The organism is Phenylobacterium sp., assembly GCF_037138395.1.
Lineage (GTDB): Bacteria > Pseudomonadota > Alphaproteobacteria > Caulobacterales > Caulobacteraceae > Phenylobacterium.
The window spans coordinates 1-14,687 of sequence record NZ_JBAXIM010000059.1; the positions used below are offsets into that span (position 1 = coordinate 1).

The following is a 14,687-nucleotide window of genomic DNA, read 5'->3' on the forward strand; positions in this document are numbered from 1 at the left end:
GTAGCTTCGCCCCACCCGCCATGGCCATCGCCCACCAGCTTCTCCGCGCCTGGGCCGAGGCGGACTGACCGAATCAGATGTGGTCGCGGTAGGGATCGGCGGGGTAGACGCCGAGGATTTCGAACCGCTCCGAGAAGAACTGCAGCTCCTCGAAGGCCCGGGCGACGGCGGGATCTTCAGGACGCCCGTCGATCTCGGAATAGAAGAAGGTCGCCGTGAAGGCGGCGTTCTCCATGTAGCTTTCCAACTTGGTCATGTTGACGCCGTTGGTGGCGAAGCCGCCGAGGGCCTTGTAGAGGGCCGCCGGCAGGTTCCGGACCCGGAAGAAGAAGCTGGTCACGCAGCGGACGTCGGGCGCCGGCGCCGGGGCGTCATGGTCGGCGGTCATGACCAGGAAGCGCGTGGTGTTGTCGTGGGTATCCTCAATGTCCGCCTGCAGGATCTCGAGGCCGTAGAGCCGCGCCGCCAGGGCCGGGGCGATGGCGGCCCGGGTCGGGTCCGGATGCTCCGAGAGCTGCCGGGCTGCCAGGGCGGTGTCGCTGACCGGATCCCGGGACAGGCCAAGGTTTGCGATCACCTCCCGGCACTGGGCGAAGGCGATGGGCATGGAGACCACGGTCTTCAGGTCTTCGAGCCGGACGCCCGGATTGGCCATCAGCTGGAAATGGATAGGTTTGAAGTGCTCGCCGATGATCCGCAGGCCCGAGGACGGCAGCAGGTGATGGACGTCCGCAACCCGACCCGCGATGGAATTCTCCACCGGGATCATGCCCAGCCGGCAATCACCGGACCGCACGGCCTCGAAAGCCTCCTCGAAGGTCGCGCAGGGCGCGGGCTCCATGTCGGGGAAGGCGGCCTGGCAGGCTTCGTGGCTGTTGGCCCCAAGCTCTCCCTGGAAGGCGATCCGGTTGGGGTTCATGCCGGGTCTCCCATTCGGCGGGCGTATGCGCGGGCGCGCTCGAGGTCGGCGGGGTTGTCCACCGAGATGGGCGCTTCGTCCAGTACGGCGGACCAGATGGTCATCCCCAGCTCCAGGGCGCGCAGCTGCTCCAGCCGCTCGCGCCGCTCGAGGGGCGAAGGGGGCGCGGCCGTAAAGCGCTCCAGGGCCTGGCGCCGAAAGCCATAGATGCCGTGGTGGATCCAGACCGGGCCCTCGCCGTAGAGGACTGAGCGGGTGAAGTAGAGGGCACGGGCGGAACGGCCATCCGGCGCCATGGCGGCGACCACCTTGGGCATGTCCGGGTTCACCCGGTCCCCGGGATCCGATTCGGCGACCATGACGGTCGAGATGTCGGCCTCTGGACGCGCGGACAGCAGGCCCGCGCAGGCCCGGATCGCTTCGGGGGCGATGAAGGGGATGTCGCCCTGCAGGTTGATGACCACGTCATGATGGCCTTTGGGATCCAGCATCCGGAGGGCGGCCAGGATCCTGTCAGAGCCGGACGGAAGGTCGGGATCTGTGAGGACGGCCCGGCCCCCGGCAGCCTCGACGGCCGCAACGATTTCGGGGTCGCCCGCCGCCACGGCCACCGGCCCGACGCCTGACGCCTCGGCCTGGCGGACCACGCGGACAATCATGGGAAGGCCGCCGATATCGGCGAGCGGCTTGCCGGGGAGCCGCGTCGCGGCCAGTCGCGCGGGGATGAGAAGAATGGGTGTCATGAACCTAGGCTCCGGGCCAACTGTCCGGTTGCGCCAGCGCCGGTAGCGTGTAAGAGACGCGAACGCAACAAGGGGCGGGAATCCGCCGCAGGACGGGCCTTATTTCGGGCCTTTCAGGTTTTGGGTTTCGGGACGATGAGCAACCTTTCTTTCAATAAGATCGCAGGTGCCGGGCTTGCGACGGCCCTTGCCATCGTCGGGCTTCGGGAAGTCACTACGGGGCTGTTCAGCTCCGAGGCGCCGGCCAAGCCCGGGTACCTCATCGAGGTTGCCACCGAAGGGGGCGAAGGCGCAGCGGCCGTCGATGTAATCCCCGATTTCGGAACTGTCATTCCCGTCGCCGACCTCAAGGCCGGTGAGGCTGTCTTCGCCAAGTGTCAGGCCTGCCACAACGTCGCCAATGGCGGCGTCAACGGCACCGGCCCCAACCTCTGGGGCATTGTCGGCCGCAAGCCCGGTTCCCACGCCGGCTTCGCCTATTCAGCGGGAATGACCGAGTTCGGCGGCAAGCAGGCCGTCTGGGACGACACCCACCTGTACGAGTTCCTCAAGGGACCCCAGAAGTACATTTCGGGTACCAAGATGTCCTTCGTCGGCCTGAAGAAGTCCGAGGACCGGATCAACGTCATCGCTTACCTTCGCGCCCAGGGCTCTACCCTGCCCATGCCCGCCCCGAATCCGGCTGCTGCGGCACCCGCTGCCGCGCCGGCTGCAGCCGCTCCGGCCGCTGGCGCTCCGGTTGTCGGTGCCCCGGTCGTGGGTGCTCCGGCTGCCGCCGCTGTGCCTGCCGCGCCCGTCGAGGTGCCTGCGGCCAAGCCCGCCGCCTGAGGCCCTTCAGGACGCGAACGGGCGCTGCCTTTCGAGGGGCCGCCTGAAGGCCGTGGGTTCACCGCCGCCCGCCTCCGAAATCCGCTGGATCGCCTCCGCGAGGGGCTCGATGGCCACAGCCATGTGATGGGCATTGGCGTGCACCATTCGCGCGGCGTCCACCATCATGGCCACGTGGCCCTTCCAGAAGACCAGGTCCCCCCGGCGTAGCGCGTCTGGGGAAGCCGCGGCCCCCAGGCCCTGCTGGAGGTCGGAATCCCGGGGACAGGCCCGCCCGCAGGCCAGGAGGGCCTGCTGGACCAGTCCCGAGCAGTCCAGGCCGCAGCCCTCACGCCCGCCCCACAGGTAGGCCGCGCCCAGGTGCGACTCGGCCACGGCCACGGGATCGGCCTCGAAGGTACCGATCGGCGCGAGGTGGGTCTCTGGCAGCCAGAAGCCGGCGTCGCAGAGGGCGAGCTTCCCCTTCTGGCTAGAAACGGCGACCAGGCTGTTCAGGGAGATGGGCCCGACAGGCTCCGACTTGATGCTGGGGCCCCGGAATCCATAGGTCAGGCCGACCCGGACCCAGTGGGTGGGCGCAGGTCCCTCCGGCGCCAGGGCGTCGAGGGCGACATGGCCGACATAGCCGTCCCGGACCGCCTGTCCCCAGGCGAAGGCGTCGCGGGTCTCCAGGACATCAAACCGCTCACCCAGGAGCAGCTGGTCCCACTGCTCGGCCCCGGCCTGGGGGCCGCTACGGACGGCGGTCGCCGGGACCGCGACCTGCATCCGCTTCGGGCGCACATAGCGGCCAGCGGGCACCAGGCCCTCGAGGCTGGCGGCGGCCAGGTCGGCCCTCGCCGGGGTCAGGCGCGGGTCGGTCCTCACCCGTAGCGGTCCTGCAGCATGGCGAAGAGGGCGCGGATGGCGTGGGTCTCCCCGCCGGCGGGTGAGCCGGGTTGGCCCCTGGGGTTCCAGGCATAGATGTCGAAGTGCGCCCAGGGGCCGTGCGGGGCGAACTTCTGCAGGAAGAGGGCCGCCGTCATGGCACCTGCCTGGGCCCAGGCGTCGGGATCGTTCTTCAGGTCGGCGATGTCGGACTCTAGCGACGCAGCGTAGCCCTTCCACAGTGGGAGCCGCCAGACCGGATCGAAGGCTCGGCGGGCACCCGCCTCGATGGCCGCCGCCAGGTCCTCGTCGTCGGTGAAGAAGGGTGGCAACTGCGGGCCCAGGGCAACCCGGGCGGCACCGGTCAGGGTGGCCAGGTCCAGGGTGAGGTCGGGTGCGAGTTCCCCGGCGCGGGTCAGGGCGTCGGCGAGGATAAGCCGGCCCTCGGCGTCGGTATTGCCCACCTCGACGGTCAGCCCCTTGCGGGTCGACAGGACATCCCCGGGACGCATGGCCCCGCCGCTCACGGCGTTCTCAACCGCCGGAACGAGGATGGACAGGCGAATGGGCAGGTCCGCCTGCAGGATCATGGCGCCCAGGGCCAGGGCGTGGGCTGCGCCGCCCATGTCCTTCTTCATCAGGCGCATGCTTGCGGATGGCTTCAGGTCCAGGCCGCCGGTGTCGAAGACCACGCCCTTGCCCACGAGGACGACAAGGGGGCGACCGGCCTCACCCCAGGTGATCTCGATCATCCGGGGCTCGCGACCCGCCGCCGCCGCCCGGCCGACCGCATGGACCGCGGGATACCCCCCCGCCAGCAGGTCGTCGCCGCAGATCACAGAGATGTCCGCCCCGAAGCGCCCGGCCAGATCGCGGGCGGCGGCCTCGAGTTCAGCGGGCCCGAGGTCGTTTGCGGGGGTGTTGATCAGGTCCCTGGCGAGGGCGCAGGCGTCTGCGATCCCGGCGACCGCGGCCGGGTCGGCGCCTTGGATCTCCAAGGTCGGAGGGGCGGTTTCACGCCTGCGGTAGCGCTCGAAGCGGTAGAGGCCGAGGGCGAAGGCAATGGCGGCGTCCAGGGGCGCGAGGCCGCCGGGCGTGCCCTCAAGCCGGAAACGCCCGGCTGGAAGCCGGCCTGCCAGGGTCCGGAAGGCGGCGGGGTCCCCGGGCGCAAGGCCCAGGCCCAGCAGGACCCGGGCGGGGGCGCCATCGGGTCCTGGAACGATCACCACCTGGCCGGTTCGCCCCTTAAAGTCCGGGCCAGCGAGTCCGCGTTCGAGAGGCGGGGCCGTCGCCCGCCAGGCTTCGGACTCGCCCTCGCAGAGGGCGATCACGGGAACCGAGGGGCCTTCCGCGACGGAGGGGGACTCTGACATGGCGCACTTCCCAGGACCGGCGTCCGATGGGACGCCTCAGGTCATTTGGGCCAAAGTGCGTGACGCCGCAACGGGTGGCTTCAGCGTGGTGCCGCGCGAAGGTCCGGGGCGGCGCTGGGCAGGGGCTGGTGGCCGACGCCAAGGCTGGCGGCGGTGAGAAGCACGGCGGCGATGAGGGCCGCGACGACCCCATACTCAACCACCGGCGCGGAGGCCTCCTCACGGAGGACCCTTGCGAGTAACCTGGACATTCTGTTCTCCCGTGTCACGGGAGGGCGGGAGTCCCCACGCCCCGGCTGAGCCTTTCGGCTTCCCCGCGCACTCACTGCATTCTTGTCGTAATGAAGTTAACGACAAGTAAACTGAGTGGACACTTCGCAAGGGGCCGTTAGTTAAACTTCATGAACAATCATGGTTAACAATAGATGAGGCGACCGATGCGCCTCAGGACTCCATCGACTTGCCGCCGCCCCGGACAAAACTGAGGCCGACCAGGCCAACAGCCAGGAGAACCGTCACCGTGGCGAAGCCGCCCTGCTGGGTGTGGGTCAGGTTTGTACCGAGATTGACCATCATGGGGCCCAGCCATCCGGTCGCCACCCCGGACAGGGCATAGACTCCGAAGAAGGCGCCGGTCTTCTCCGGTGGCGTCAGGCGGGTCAGCAGGGTGCGGGCGGACGCGTACTGGGCGGTGATGAAGACCGCATTCACGAAGCCGATCAGCAGGAATACTAACTCGGGCAGGGTCCGGAAGACCGGCCCGTCCCAGACCGGCGGTTGGGCCGAGGGATCAAACGACCAGAGGTAGAGGATACGGGTCGGCGACATGCCCAGCATGCACACAATACCCAGGATCGACATCAGGATGGCGATCCGCAGCGAGTTCTTGGGCCCCAGGGCCGCATCCATCCAGCGACCGACGAAGCCGCCCAGGACCGCGAGGATGGACAGGAGGATACCGTAGCCTAGCATTTCAAGGGCTTGCCACTTCATCACCCCCACAGCGTAGATGCCGGCATAGATCAGGACGGCGTTCATGCCATCGACGAAGGCCATCCGGCTGAGCAGGTAGATGGCCGCATCGCGGTAGCGCCCTACCGTCGACAGCATTTCCCAAAGCTGGCGGGCACCGTTACGGAAGGCCTTGAGGACCGGCACCCCGGTGGATGGGGCGTCTGGTGTGAAGAGAAACAGGGGGATGGCGCCGATGGCGAATATGCCCGCCGCCATCACGGCCACGATCCGCTCATGCTCATGGGCGGCGGTGTCCAGGCCGAACAGCGGGGTCTTGGGCACCCAGGCCCAATTGACCTTTCCCGGAAGCGCGAAGGCCCAGGCCGTGAAGCCGAGGGCCAGCACCGAGAAGCCATTGCCGAGGGCGAGGGCCAGTCCAGAGGCCTTGTGGGCGGCCTTCATGCCCGCCGCCCGGATCAGCAAAGAGTTGTGCAGCACCTCGGAGAAGGCGAAGCCCAGGCCGATCAGGGTGATGAGCAGCATGGTCAGGGTGACGGACAGTCCGCTGCCGTCGGGCTTGGCCCACCAGAGGGCGATCATCATCGGGACCATGGCTGCCACCACCAGGGCCAGCCAGCCCTTGCGGGGCCCGAGCTGGTCGATGGAGGCCCCGAGGAAGGGCGCCGTGGCCATGACGATCCAGCCGGAATACTGGCTCCACTGGGAGATGACCGCCTGGCCCCGGACCGGGTCGCCAACCATGACGGAGGCCACATAGGGCGCAAAAATGTAGATGGTGACGAGGATGATGTAGGGGTTTCGCGCGCCCTCGAAGACGGACCAGGACACGGCGCCCCGGTTCATCCGACCGTCGCCAGCCAGCTCGGACGCCATGGGGGGATCGGCAATAGCCCCCGGACCGTGGGCCTCGCCCGTAGGAATGGTCTCAGACACGCCGCTTCCCCCTCAATCCGGCGTCTGACGCGCCGGCTCCGCTCCGACCCTACTCCAACGGACCGGCTTGTGGAGTCGGAAAGGGTCTCGGCCGTCCGTTGGCCACTTGGACTCGACTCGCCGGCGGACCGGTTGGAAGATGCCCCCACAGACAAGACAACGAGGAAACGCATATGGGACTTCTCGACGGCAAGGTGGCGATCATCACGGGTGCGGGCGGCGGACTCGGCGAGGCCTATGCGCGGCTGTTTGCCCGCGAGGGCGCGGCGGTGGTCGTCAATGACCTGGGCGGCGCCCGGGACGGCTCGGGCGACGGATCCGTCAGTGCTGCCCAGCAGGTGGTCAACGACATCCTCGCCGAGGGGGGACGGGCCGTTGCGAACGCCGACGACGTGTCCACCATGGCGGGGGGCGAGAACATCCTGAAATCGGCCCTCGACGCCTTCGGCCAGGTCGACATCCTGGTCTGCAACGCGGGCATCCTGCGCGACAAGTCCTTCGCCAACACGTCGGAGGCGGACTGGGACTTGGTGGTCAAGGTGCACCTGAAGGGCACCTACTGCTGCACCATGCCGGTCTGGAAGTGGCTGAAGGACAATGGCCGGCAGGGGGTCATCGTCATGACCAGCTCCACCTCGGGTCTCTACGGCAATTTCGGCCAGTCGAACTACGGAGCGGCCAAGGCCGGCATCTACGGCTTTATGCGGGTGCTGGCCATCGAGGGCCGCAAGTACGGCATCCGGGTCATGGGCCTGGCGCCCGGCGCCTTCACGCGCATGACCTCCGACCTGCCTGGACGGGCCGGCCGCGACCCGGATCCTCTGAGCCTGCCAGAGAACGTGGCGCCGGGCGTGCTCTACATGGTCTCGGACCTGGCCGCCGACCACACTGGCAAGGTGCTGGGCGTCTCCTCCCGCGGCGTCCGCGAGATCAAGATGCTGGAGACCGAGGGTTTCCAGCCGGGCCGGCCCTACACCGCCCAGGAGGTGGCCGAGCACGCCGGTCAGGTCTTCTTCGCCGAAAGCCAGACCCGCACGGCACCGGTGAGCTGAAGCGCCGCCGCTGCCTTCAGGCCGGAGGGCTCAGGCGTCTGGCCCGAAGGCGGCGAGCCTTTGGTCCAGCGCCTTGCGGACGCCGGGCCATTCGGGAGCGATGACCGAGTAGACCGCCGTGCTGCGCTGGCGGCCGGTCCAGACGATTCGTTCCCACCTCTGGACCCCCTCGAAGGTGGCGCCCAGCTTGAGCACTGCCGCGCGAGAGCGGGCGTTGATCTCGTCGACATGGAACTGGACCCGGGAGAAGCCGGCGTCGAAGGCTTCCCCCATCAGAAGGTGCTTGGCTGAGGGATTGACCGGTCCGCCCCTGGCCTCGGGGGCGTAGTAGGTCAGGCCGATCTCAAGGCTTGCGTTGGCCCGGTCGATTTTCAGGAAGGCGGTGATGCCGACGCAGCGGCCTTCCTGAAGCACAGCGAAATGGTGTGCCGCGCCGGAGTCGCGATCGGCGATGCGCTTTTCCGTCCAGAACCGGTCGAAGTGCTCGCCCACCAGGGACAGGGAATAAAGCTCGCGCCAGACGTCGGGATCCGCGGCACAGGCGGCGCGGAGGGGCTCGCGGTGGACCTCCGAAAGTGGATCCAGGGTCACGAAGGCGTTGGCCAGGGGGCGGTGGGGGAAGTCCGTGATCATCCCCCATCCTGGCGCGCCGGGAACGGAATTTCCAGCCAGGGTTACGCCAGCCAAGTCCGCCCGGAGCTGGCCAGGTGCGGCGACCCGCAGATGAAGACCTGCGCCGAGCGGGCGCAGATCCGCATGCCTCGATGTGCTTTGCCTCCAACGAAAAGGGGTGGCCCCGAGAGCCGCCCCCCCTCTTCTGTTGGCGCTCGGCCTACTTCGTGGGCAGGGCCGCGGAGTTGGTGCAGGCTTGGCGCATCAGGGCTGCATCGTCCGCCGCGTCGGACGTCTTCGGCACCGCGCGGCGCCAGGTGCCGCTGATCTCCAGCGGCTTCTTCGGCGAGTAGCCGCCCATGGGCACGAAGTTCTTCGACTTGCAGTCGAGGGCGTAGACGAAACCCACTCCGTCCGCGGCCCCGGGTCCCGAGGGTCCCATCCGGGGGCTGGCGCCGACCTTGCCGACGGCGGTCATGACGACCACCCGTCCCGTCCCGGCATCCCGGTAGCTGTAATCGGAGTCAAGGGACCACTGCAGTCCCTTGTCGTTCGGCGCAGTGTAGGCCGTCCAGGTCTCGGCGGCGGCGGGAAGGGCGAGGGCGAGAACCGACAGGGCGGCGATCGCATAGGCGCGGCGCATGGGCGTTTCCTTGTTCAGGCGTAAATGCTCGGGGGGACCTTAGCGGCGAGGGTGGCGGGCGCGCAACCGGAACCGACAGCGGCGAATTGATCGGCGCACCGCTTGACTCCGCCGGACCGGGCGCCTAACTCCCCGACGCGTTAGCACTCGTGAGCGGCGGCTGCCAAAGGCGGTGCCGCGTCTGTAGATTTCAATAACCCTCGTCCTAAATGGAGAGACCAGAACATGGCGTTTCGTCCCCTCGGTGACCGCGTCCTCGTGAAGCGCGTCGAAGAAGAACAAAAGACCAAGGGCGGGATCATCATCCCCGATACCGCCAAGGAAAAGCCGCAGGAAGGCGAAGTGATCTCCGCCGGTCCCGGTGCCCGCGACGAATCTGGCAAGATCCAGCCCCTCGACCTGAAGACGGGCGACCGCATCCTGTTCGGCAAATGGTCCGGCACCGAAGTCAAGATCGACGGCGCTGACCTCCTGATCATGAAGGAAAGCGACGTCCTGGGCGTGATCGAGTAGAGCCCCCGACCACCTTCCAGACCCACCAATCTCATTCGAAAAGAGTAAGCCAATGGCCGCTAAAGACGTCTATTTTGGTACTGACGCCCGCGACAAGATGCTGCGCGGCGTCAATACCCTCGCCAATGCCGTAAAGGTGACCCTCGGCCCCAAGGGCCGGAACGTGGTCATCGAGAAGTCCTTCGGCGCCCCGCGCTCGACCAAGGACGGCGTGTCCGTCGCCAAGGAAATCGAACTGTCTGACCGCTTCGAGAACCTCGGCGCCCAGATGATCCGAGAAGTCGCCTCCAAGACCAACGACAAGGCTGGCGATGGCACCACCACCGCCACCGTCCTGGCCCAGGCCATCGTGGTCGAGGGCATGAAGTCTGTCGCCGCGGGCATGAACCCGATGGACCTGAAGCGTGGCGTCGACAAGGCCGTGGCCAAGGTCGTGGAATCCATCCGGGAGTCCTCGCGCAAGGTCACCACCAACGCCGAGATCGCCCAGGTCGGCACCATCTCCGCCAACGGCGACACCGAGGTCGGCGAGATGATCGCCCGGGCCATGGACAAGGTCGGCAATGAAGGCGTCATCACGGTCGAGGAAGCCAAGACCGCCGAGACCGAACTCGACGTCGTCGAGGGCATGCAGTTCGACCGTGGCTATCTGTCGCCTTACTTCATCACCAACGCCGACAAGATGGAGGCCGAACTCGAAGAGCCTCTGATCCTGCTCTTCGAGAAGAAGCTGACCTCTCTCCAGCCCCTGCTGCCGGTCCTCGAGGCCGTCGTGCAGTCCGGGCGTCCCCTGGTGATCATCGCCGAGGACGTCGAGGGCGAGGCCCTGGCCACCCTGGTGGTCAACAAGCTGCGCGGCGGCCTGCGGGTCGCGGCGGTCAAGGCGCCTGGCTTCGGCGACCGCCGCAAGGCCATGCTCGAGGACATTGCCATCCTGACCGGTGGTGAGCTGATCTCCGAGGACCTGGGCATCAAGCTTGAGAACGTGACCCTCGAAATGCTGGGCCGCGCCAAGAAGATCACGATCACCAAGGACGACACCACCATCGTCGACGGCTCCGGCGCCAAGGAGGGTATCGAGGCCCGCATTGGCCAGATCAAGCGCCAGATCGAGGACACCACCTCGGACTATGACAAGGAAAAGCTGCAGGAGCGGCTGGCCAAGCTGGCTGGCGGCGTCGCCGTGATCCGCGTCGGCGGCTCGACCGAGGTCGAGGTCAAGGAAAAGAAGGACCGCGTCGATGACGCCCTCAACGCGACCCGCGCGGCCGTGGAAGAAGGCATCGTCCCCGGCGGCGGTGTGGCCCTGCTGAAGGCCTCCAAGGCCCTCGAAGGCCTGAAGGGCGACAACGACGACCAGGAAGCCGGCGTCGCCATCGTGCGCCGTGCCCTCCAGGCCCCGATCCGGCAGATTGCCGAGAACGCCGGCGTCGAAGGCTCGATCGTGGTCGGCAAGGTGCTCGAGAACACCTCGCCCACCTTCGGCTTCAACGCCCAGACCGAAGAGTATGTGGACATGGTGAAGGCCGGCGTCATCGACCCGGCCAAGGTGGTCCGCATCGCCCTTCAGGACGCCGCCTCGGTGGCCGGCCTGATGATCACCACGGAAGCCGCGATCGTCGAGGCCCCCAAGAAGGGCGGCGGCGGCGGTGGCCAGGGCATGCCCGGCGGTATGGGCGGCATGGGCGACATGGACTTCTGATCCAGGTCGTTTCCCGAAAGACCAGGGGGCGGGGCTTCAGGCTCCGCCCCCTTTTTCGTGTCCGGCTGTCAGCTGGCCCGACCGTTCAGGCGCTTCAGGTCGCCCAACAGCATTGTGCCGGCCCAGCTGGTGAGCCCGGTGATGATCGCCACCAGCAATCCCGGGATGAAGCCAGCGACCTGGAAGCCGGGAAGGATTTTCGAGACCAGCAGGATCATGGCCGCATTGATCACCAGCAGGAACAATCCGAAGGTCAGGACGGTGATGGGCAGGGTCAGGATGACCAGCAGGGGCCTCAGCAGGGCGTTGACCACCCCGAGCAGCAATGCGGCCAGGAAGAGAGTCATAGGCGCATCGTAGGTGACGCCGGGAACAAGCCGGGAAGCGATGGCCAGTCCAAAAGCGGCGAAGACCGCGCGAAGCAGGAAGTGCAGCATATCGGTTCTCCGGGCGTTCCGTTCAGCGACGCCATGGGCAAGGATTCCGCGACCCGACCTGCAAACGCAACCCCCGGATGGCTCCTTAGGGTCGGTGCCATATTGACGCCGCCTCCAGACCGTTCTGTCTTTCCACCGAACCGGGAGTCCGCATCATGAGTCGTTTCCCATCACGCTGTCCGGGGGTCCTCGACGGGCTTGGCCTGGGCCTCGGGCTGGGACTGGCCCTCGCCTCGGCAGGGCTGGTTTCTGCCGCGCCATTGGCCGCCCAGGGGCCACAGGCCAAGGCACCCGGCTCGGCGTCGGGCCTGTTCGTCAGTCCTTTCGGCGAGCCCTTTCGGTCTTCCCACGGACTTGCGGACTGGTTCGCCGGTGCGGATGGCGACCATGACGGCGTCCTGACCCTCAAGGAGTTCACCGCTGACGGCCTGCGCTTCCTGACCGTGCTCGATACCGACAAGGACGGCCGGGTCGACGGTTTCGAGAATACGACATACGAAAATGAGGTCGCGCCGGAGATCCTACCCCAGTCCGCGGCCTTTCGGCCGGGCCGAGAGGACGACGACGGGGCGGGTGCCCCGGCGCCCCGGGCCCGCGGTCTGGAGGGCGCCTCGACCTTCAGCCTGCTGGACGAACCCCAGCCCGTCCGAGGCGCTGACCTGAACTATGACGGCAAGATCACCGCCGCCGAACAGGCCAAGGCGGCCGCCCGCAGGTTCGCGATCCTCGATCCGGAAACGACTGGCCAACTCGCGTTTCCGCCCCTGCAGTCCAGGATGACCGCCCGCCAGGTGCCGCCGAACAGCTTCGGACGCTTCTTCAGGCGGCGGCCGGACTGAGGTCGGGGACCGTCTCGGCCAGGCGCCCGCCGATCCGGATGGGCGCGATGCGGCGGGCGAGGCCCGTGGCGTCGTCGGTTTCCACGAAGACGCCGCAGACCGTCGCAGGCCCCTCCGCCGGGCGAAAGCGACCACCGGAAATCCGGGTGGTGAATCGCCGGATCGGTTCTTCCTTCATGTTGCCGATGACGCTGTCATAGTCGGCGCAGGCGCCGGCATCGGTCTGGTATGCAGTGCCCCCCGGCAGGATCTGGGCGTCGGCGGTGGGGACGTGGGTATGAGTCCCGACCACCAGGCTGGCCCGTCCATCGCAGAAGTGACCCATGGCCATCTTCTCCGAGGTAACCTCGGCGTGCATGTCGACTACGATGGCATCGGCCACCATGCCCAGGGGCGACTTCTCCAGTTCCCGGTCCACCGCGGCAAAGGGATCGTCCAGGCTGTCCATGTGGATGCGGCCCAGGAGGTTGATCACCAGAATCCGTTGGCCTCGGCGGGTCTCGAAGAGGTTGGCGCCCAGGCCTGGAGCGTCGGCCAGGACAGAATAATTCAGGGGCCGGATCAGCCGAGGCTCGCGGACGATGTAGGTCAGGGCTTCCTTCTGGTCCCAGGCGTGGTTGCCCAGGGTCAGGCAGTCGGCACCGGCGTCGAACAGGTCCCGGGCGGTCCGCTCGGTAATGCCGAAGCCCGCCGCCGCGTTCTCTGCGTTGATGATGACGAACTCCAGGTCAAGGCGCCGGCGCAGGCCTGGCAGGTGGTCGGCGAGACCGTCCCGGCCGGATTTCCCGACCACGTCTCCGAAAAAGGCGAAGCGCATTCTGTTCCTTCAGGCCTGTGGTAGGCGGCGATATCCGGCCTCGGTGAGGACGGCGTCAAGAGGCTGATCGTGGGGCTCAAGGTCAAGCCTGTCCACCTCCTGGCCGGCAAAGGCCAGGCCGAGGACGAAGACCGGGCCAGTCCGGCGCAGTTCAGCAAGGACCCTGTCGTAGTGTCCGCCGCCCTGGCCCAGCCGTCCGCCGAAGCGGTCGAAGGCCAGGAGGGGGGCGATCACCAGATCAGGTCTCTTTTCTTCAGCGTCCTGCGGCGGGGCCGGCAGGCCTGAGGCGTCGGGTTCGAGCTGGCCTCCAGGCGGCGCGGACAGGAACCGCATCCGACCTTCACTCGAGACGTGCGGCAGAAGCCTGTCTGCCCCCAGGACCATCAGGTGCCGGGCCAGGGGGCCGCAATCGATCTCGCCGCCGGCCGCGAGGTAGGCCGCGAAGACGCGAATCGGGGGTAGGTCTGCGTCCTGAAGGTGAAGGGCAGCCTCTTCACCGGCATCCGGCCGTGCGGCCGACAGTTCACGCCTCAAACCCCTGAGCTGTGTGCGCAGGTCCTGGCGTGTGTTCCGTTCGGCGGGACGGGTCGGCAAGGGAGGTCCGGGAGATAAGGTGGCGGCGCCGCGAGAACCGTGAAGGACTGTTTAATCCCCTCGACCTGGATAACCAGGTGGGCACCGTGTGCCCGGGTCCACGGACCCGGCCAGGGACAGCTCCCTTTGAGTGAATTAAGGTCGCTGGGATAATTCGCCTTCGACGCGAGCCGCAGCAAGACCCGCCATCTATCAACTTAGGCCACGGGGGGGCCTGCGGCAAGGTGCCTGGCCGATCAGGCGCCTGCCAGCCTCTCGATTCTTCGCGCAGCAGCCTCCAGGGCCGCACTGGCCCGGCCTTCCGCCGAGCCGGCCTCGGCCTGAAGCCGGGCGTGGTCAGCCTCCAGGCCGGAGACACGTCCGCGCAAATCCGACAGTTCGTCGGCCAGCAGCAGGGCGGCCATCAGGAAGAGCCGGGTCTCGGCCAGCTGGCCGACATCCTGGGATACCTGCCGCACCTGGGTGTCGAACAGCTTCGCCAACTCGGTCAGGTGGGCTTCCTGGCCGTCCTCGCAGCCGACCACATAGGGCCGGCCGTTCACGCTGAGGGTTACTTGGGCCATGGTTCAGCCTCCCCGCCCGGTGTCGAGCAGGGCCTCGATCTCGGCGATCGCCTTCCCGAGGGCCCGGGACGCGTCGGCCCCAGCCGCCACCAGGGCGCCTTCGCGCTCGCGGCTGCGCTCGAGCTCTGCCGCCAAACCGCTCCGGGCGGGATCAAAGAGCTCGCCAGCGCCTGCGGAGGACCGCCCCGCCAACGCCTGCTCAAGCAGGGCGAGGGCGCGGTCCAGGCGGCGCGCCGCCTGTTCGAGAGGAGATTCGTCCTGGGCCATGGGGGACTCC

Annotated in this window: 17 protein-coding genes, 1 other RNA gene and 1 pseudogene; 5 read left to right on the plus strand and 14 right to left on the minus strand. The window is 67.8% G+C overall.

The genetic code is table 11. The features are described from left to right. Positions 1–73: 73 nt before the first annotated feature. Both WCJ52_RS06520 and WCJ52_RS06525 read right to left on the minus strand, forming a co-directional pair. Entirely contained in the window at positions 74–919 is an 846-nt protein-coding gene (locus WCJ52_RS06520; protein WP_336902498.1) for a prephenate dehydratase, read from the minus strand. After that, positions 916–1,662 (minus strand): 3-deoxy-manno-octulosonate cytidylyltransferase, encoded by a 747-nt coding sequence (locus tag WCJ52_RS06525; protein WP_336902499.1) that lies wholly within the window; start codon positions 1,660–1,662, stop codon positions 916–918. The genes WCJ52_RS06520 and WCJ52_RS06525 overlap by 4 nt, the downstream gene beginning before the upstream one ends. A gap of 135 nt (positions 1,663–1,797) precedes the next feature. Between WCJ52_RS06525 and WCJ52_RS06530 the strand changes: the two genes are divergently transcribed. Beyond that, positions 1,798–2,490 (plus strand): cytochrome c family protein, encoded by a 693-nt coding sequence (locus WCJ52_RS06530; protein ID WP_336902500.1) that lies wholly within the window; start codon positions 1,798–1,800, stop codon positions 2,488–2,490. Between the two features lie 6 nt (positions 2,491–2,496). On the opposite strand, the gene WCJ52_RS06535 is transcribed toward WCJ52_RS06530, so the two are convergent. From WCJ52_RS06535 to WCJ52_RS06550, 4 genes are all read right to left on the minus strand, one after another. Further along, positions 2,497–3,357, minus strand: coding sequence for an NlpC/P60 family protein (locus WCJ52_RS06535; protein ID WP_336902501.1), 861 nt, complete (start codon positions 3,355–3,357; stop codon positions 2,497–2,499). Further along, a complete protein-coding gene (locus WCJ52_RS06540; protein WP_336902502.1) occupies positions 3,354–4,730 on the minus strand; it encodes a leucyl aminopeptidase family protein in 1,377 nt (458 codons plus the stop codon). Before WCJ52_RS06540 ends, WCJ52_RS06535 begins: the two co-directional genes overlap by 4 nt. An 80-nt stretch (positions 4,731–4,810) precedes the next feature. Beyond that, positions 4,811–4,981: a Flp family type IVb pilin gene (locus WCJ52_RS06545; protein ID WP_336902503.1), complete on the minus strand. Its 171-nt coding sequence runs from the start codon at positions 4,979–4,981 to the stop codon at positions 4,811–4,813. A gap of 193 nt (positions 4,982–5,174) precedes the next feature. Then, on the minus strand, positions 5,175–6,638 hold the full coding sequence (locus tag WCJ52_RS06550; RefSeq protein WP_336902504.1) for an MFS transporter: 1,464 nt from the start codon (positions 6,636–6,638) through the stop codon (positions 5,175–5,177). Between the two features lie 173 nt (positions 6,639–6,811). Here WCJ52_RS06550 and WCJ52_RS06555 point away from each other — a divergent pair, with 173 nt between their 5' ends. Continuing rightward, positions 6,812–7,690: an SDR family NAD(P)-dependent oxidoreductase gene (locus WCJ52_RS06555; RefSeq protein ID WP_336902505.1), complete on the plus strand. Its 879-nt coding sequence runs from the start codon at positions 6,812–6,814 to the stop codon at positions 7,688–7,690. 30 nt (positions 7,691–7,720) lie between these two features. On the opposite strand, the gene WCJ52_RS06560 is transcribed toward WCJ52_RS06555, so the two are convergent. Beyond that, on the minus strand, positions 7,721–8,323 hold the full coding sequence (locus WCJ52_RS06560) for a GNAT family protein (protein WP_336902506.1): 603 nt from the start codon (positions 8,321–8,323) through the stop codon (positions 7,721–7,723). A 199-nt stretch (positions 8,324–8,522) separates the two neighbouring features. After that, entirely contained in the window at positions 8,523–8,945 is a 423-nt protein-coding gene (locus WCJ52_RS06565; RefSeq protein WP_336902507.1) for a hypothetical protein, read from the minus strand. 225 nt (positions 8,946–9,170) lie between these two features. On the opposite strand from WCJ52_RS06565, the gene WCJ52_RS06570 reads away from it, so the two are divergent. Both WCJ52_RS06570 and groL read left to right on the plus strand, forming a co-directional pair. Further along, the gene (locus WCJ52_RS06570) at positions 9,171–9,458 is read left to right on the plus strand and encodes a co-chaperone GroES (RefSeq protein ID WP_336902508.1); all 288 of its coding nucleotides are present in this window, start codon (positions 9,171–9,173) and stop codon (positions 9,456–9,458) included. A gap of 52 nt (positions 9,459–9,510) precedes the next feature. After that, positions 9,511–11,160, plus strand: a complete 1,650-nt coding sequence (gene groL / locus WCJ52_RS06575; RefSeq protein WP_336902509.1) for a chaperonin GroEL — start codon at positions 9,511–9,513, stop codon at positions 11,158–11,160. Between the two features lie 68 nt (positions 11,161–11,228). Here the strand turns inward: groL and WCJ52_RS06580 are convergent, their stop codons facing one another. Continuing rightward, positions 11,229–11,597: a phage holin family protein gene (locus WCJ52_RS06580; RefSeq protein ID WP_336902510.1), complete on the minus strand. Its 369-nt coding sequence runs from the start codon at positions 11,595–11,597 to the stop codon at positions 11,229–11,231. A 155-nt stretch (positions 11,598–11,752) separates the two neighbouring features. Between WCJ52_RS06580 and WCJ52_RS06585 the strand changes: the two genes are divergently transcribed. Beyond that, entirely contained in the window at positions 11,753–12,436 is a 684-nt protein-coding gene (locus tag WCJ52_RS06585) for a hypothetical protein (RefSeq protein WP_336902511.1), read from the plus strand. Here the strand turns inward: WCJ52_RS06585 and WCJ52_RS06590 are convergent. The 5 genes and pseudogenes from WCJ52_RS06590 to WCJ52_RS06610 all read right to left on the minus strand — a co-directional run. Further along, on the minus strand, positions 12,417–13,253 hold the full coding sequence (locus WCJ52_RS06590) for a TIGR00282 family metallophosphoesterase (RefSeq protein ID WP_336902512.1): 837 nt from the start codon (positions 13,251–13,253) through the stop codon (positions 12,417–12,419). The two genes, WCJ52_RS06585 and WCJ52_RS06590, sit on opposite strands and share 20 nt — an antisense overlap. 9 nt (positions 13,254–13,262) lie before the next feature. Then, a complete protein-coding gene (locus tag WCJ52_RS06595) occupies positions 13,263–13,847 on the minus strand; it encodes a 5-formyltetrahydrofolate cyclo-ligase (RefSeq protein WP_336902513.1) in 585 nt (194 codons plus the stop codon). Between the two features lie 21 nt (positions 13,848–13,868). Continuing rightward, positions 13,869–14,029: non-coding RNA, 6S RNA (ssrS, locus tag WCJ52_RS06600), on the minus strand. Positions 14,030–14,083: 54 nt separating this feature from the next. After that, positions 14,084–14,410 carry a cell division protein ZapA gene (zapA, locus tag WCJ52_RS06605; RefSeq protein WP_336902514.1) on the minus strand — a complete coding sequence of 109 codons (327 nt, stop codon included), beginning with the start codon at positions 14,408–14,410 and terminating at the stop codon, positions 14,084–14,086. A 3-nt stretch (positions 14,411–14,413) separates the two neighbouring features. Next, positions 14,414–14,687, minus strand: a pseudogene (locus tag WCJ52_RS06610) (hypothetical protein); the annotation flags it as partial.

Bases quoted from the DNA above. Each gene is read 5' to 3' on its own strand.
- WCJ52_RS06560 (WP_336902506.1), bottom strand. From the start codon at position 8,323: ATGATCACGGACTTCCCCCACCGCCCCCTGGCCAACGCCTTCGTGACC.
- WCJ52_RS06520 (WP_336902498.1), bottom strand. From the start codon at position 919: ATGAACCCCAACCGGATCGCCTTCCAGGGAGAGCTTGGGGCCAACAGC.
- WCJ52_RS06565 (WP_336902507.1), bottom strand. From the start codon at position 8,945: ATGCGCCGCGCCTATGCGATCGCCGCCCTGTCGGTTCTCGCCCTCGCC.
- WCJ52_RS06540 (WP_336902502.1), bottom strand. From the start codon at position 4,730: ATGTCAGAGTCCCCCTCCGTCGCGGAAGGCCCCTCGGTTCCCGTGATC.
- WCJ52_RS06545 (WP_336902503.1), bottom strand. From the start codon at position 4,981: ATGTCCAGGTTACTCGCAAGGGTCCTCCGTGAGGAGGCCTCCGCGCCG.
- WCJ52_RS06570 (WP_336902508.1), top strand. From the start codon at position 9,171: ATGGCGTTTCGTCCCCTCGGTGACCGCGTCCTCGTGAAGCGCGTCGAA.
- zapA (WP_336902514.1), bottom strand. From the start codon at position 14,410: ATGGCCCAAGTAACCCTCAGCGTGAACGGCCGGCCCTATGTGGTCGGC.
- WCJ52_RS06580 (WP_336902510.1), bottom strand. From the start codon at position 11,597: ATGCTGCACTTCCTGCTTCGCGCGGTCTTCGCCGCTTTTGGACTGGCC.
- WCJ52_RS06530 (WP_336902500.1), top strand. From the start codon at position 1,798: ATGAGCAACCTTTCTTTCAATAAGATCGCAGGTGCCGGGCTTGCGACG.
- WCJ52_RS06525 (WP_336902499.1), bottom strand. From the start codon at position 1,662: ATGACACCCATTCTTCTCATCCCCGCGCGACTGGCCGCGACGCGGCTC.
- WCJ52_RS06585 (WP_336902511.1), top strand. From the start codon at position 11,753: ATGAGTCGTTTCCCATCACGCTGTCCGGGGGTCCTCGACGGGCTTGGC.
- groL (WP_336902509.1), top strand. From the start codon at position 9,511: ATGGCCGCTAAAGACGTCTATTTTGGTACTGACGCCCGCGACAAGATG.
- WCJ52_RS06590 (WP_336902512.1), bottom strand. From the start codon at position 13,253: ATGCGCTTCGCCTTTTTCGGAGACGTGGTCGGGAAATCCGGCCGGGAC.
- WCJ52_RS06555 (WP_336902505.1), top strand. From the start codon at position 6,812: ATGGGACTTCTCGACGGCAAGGTGGCGATCATCACGGGTGCGGGCGGC.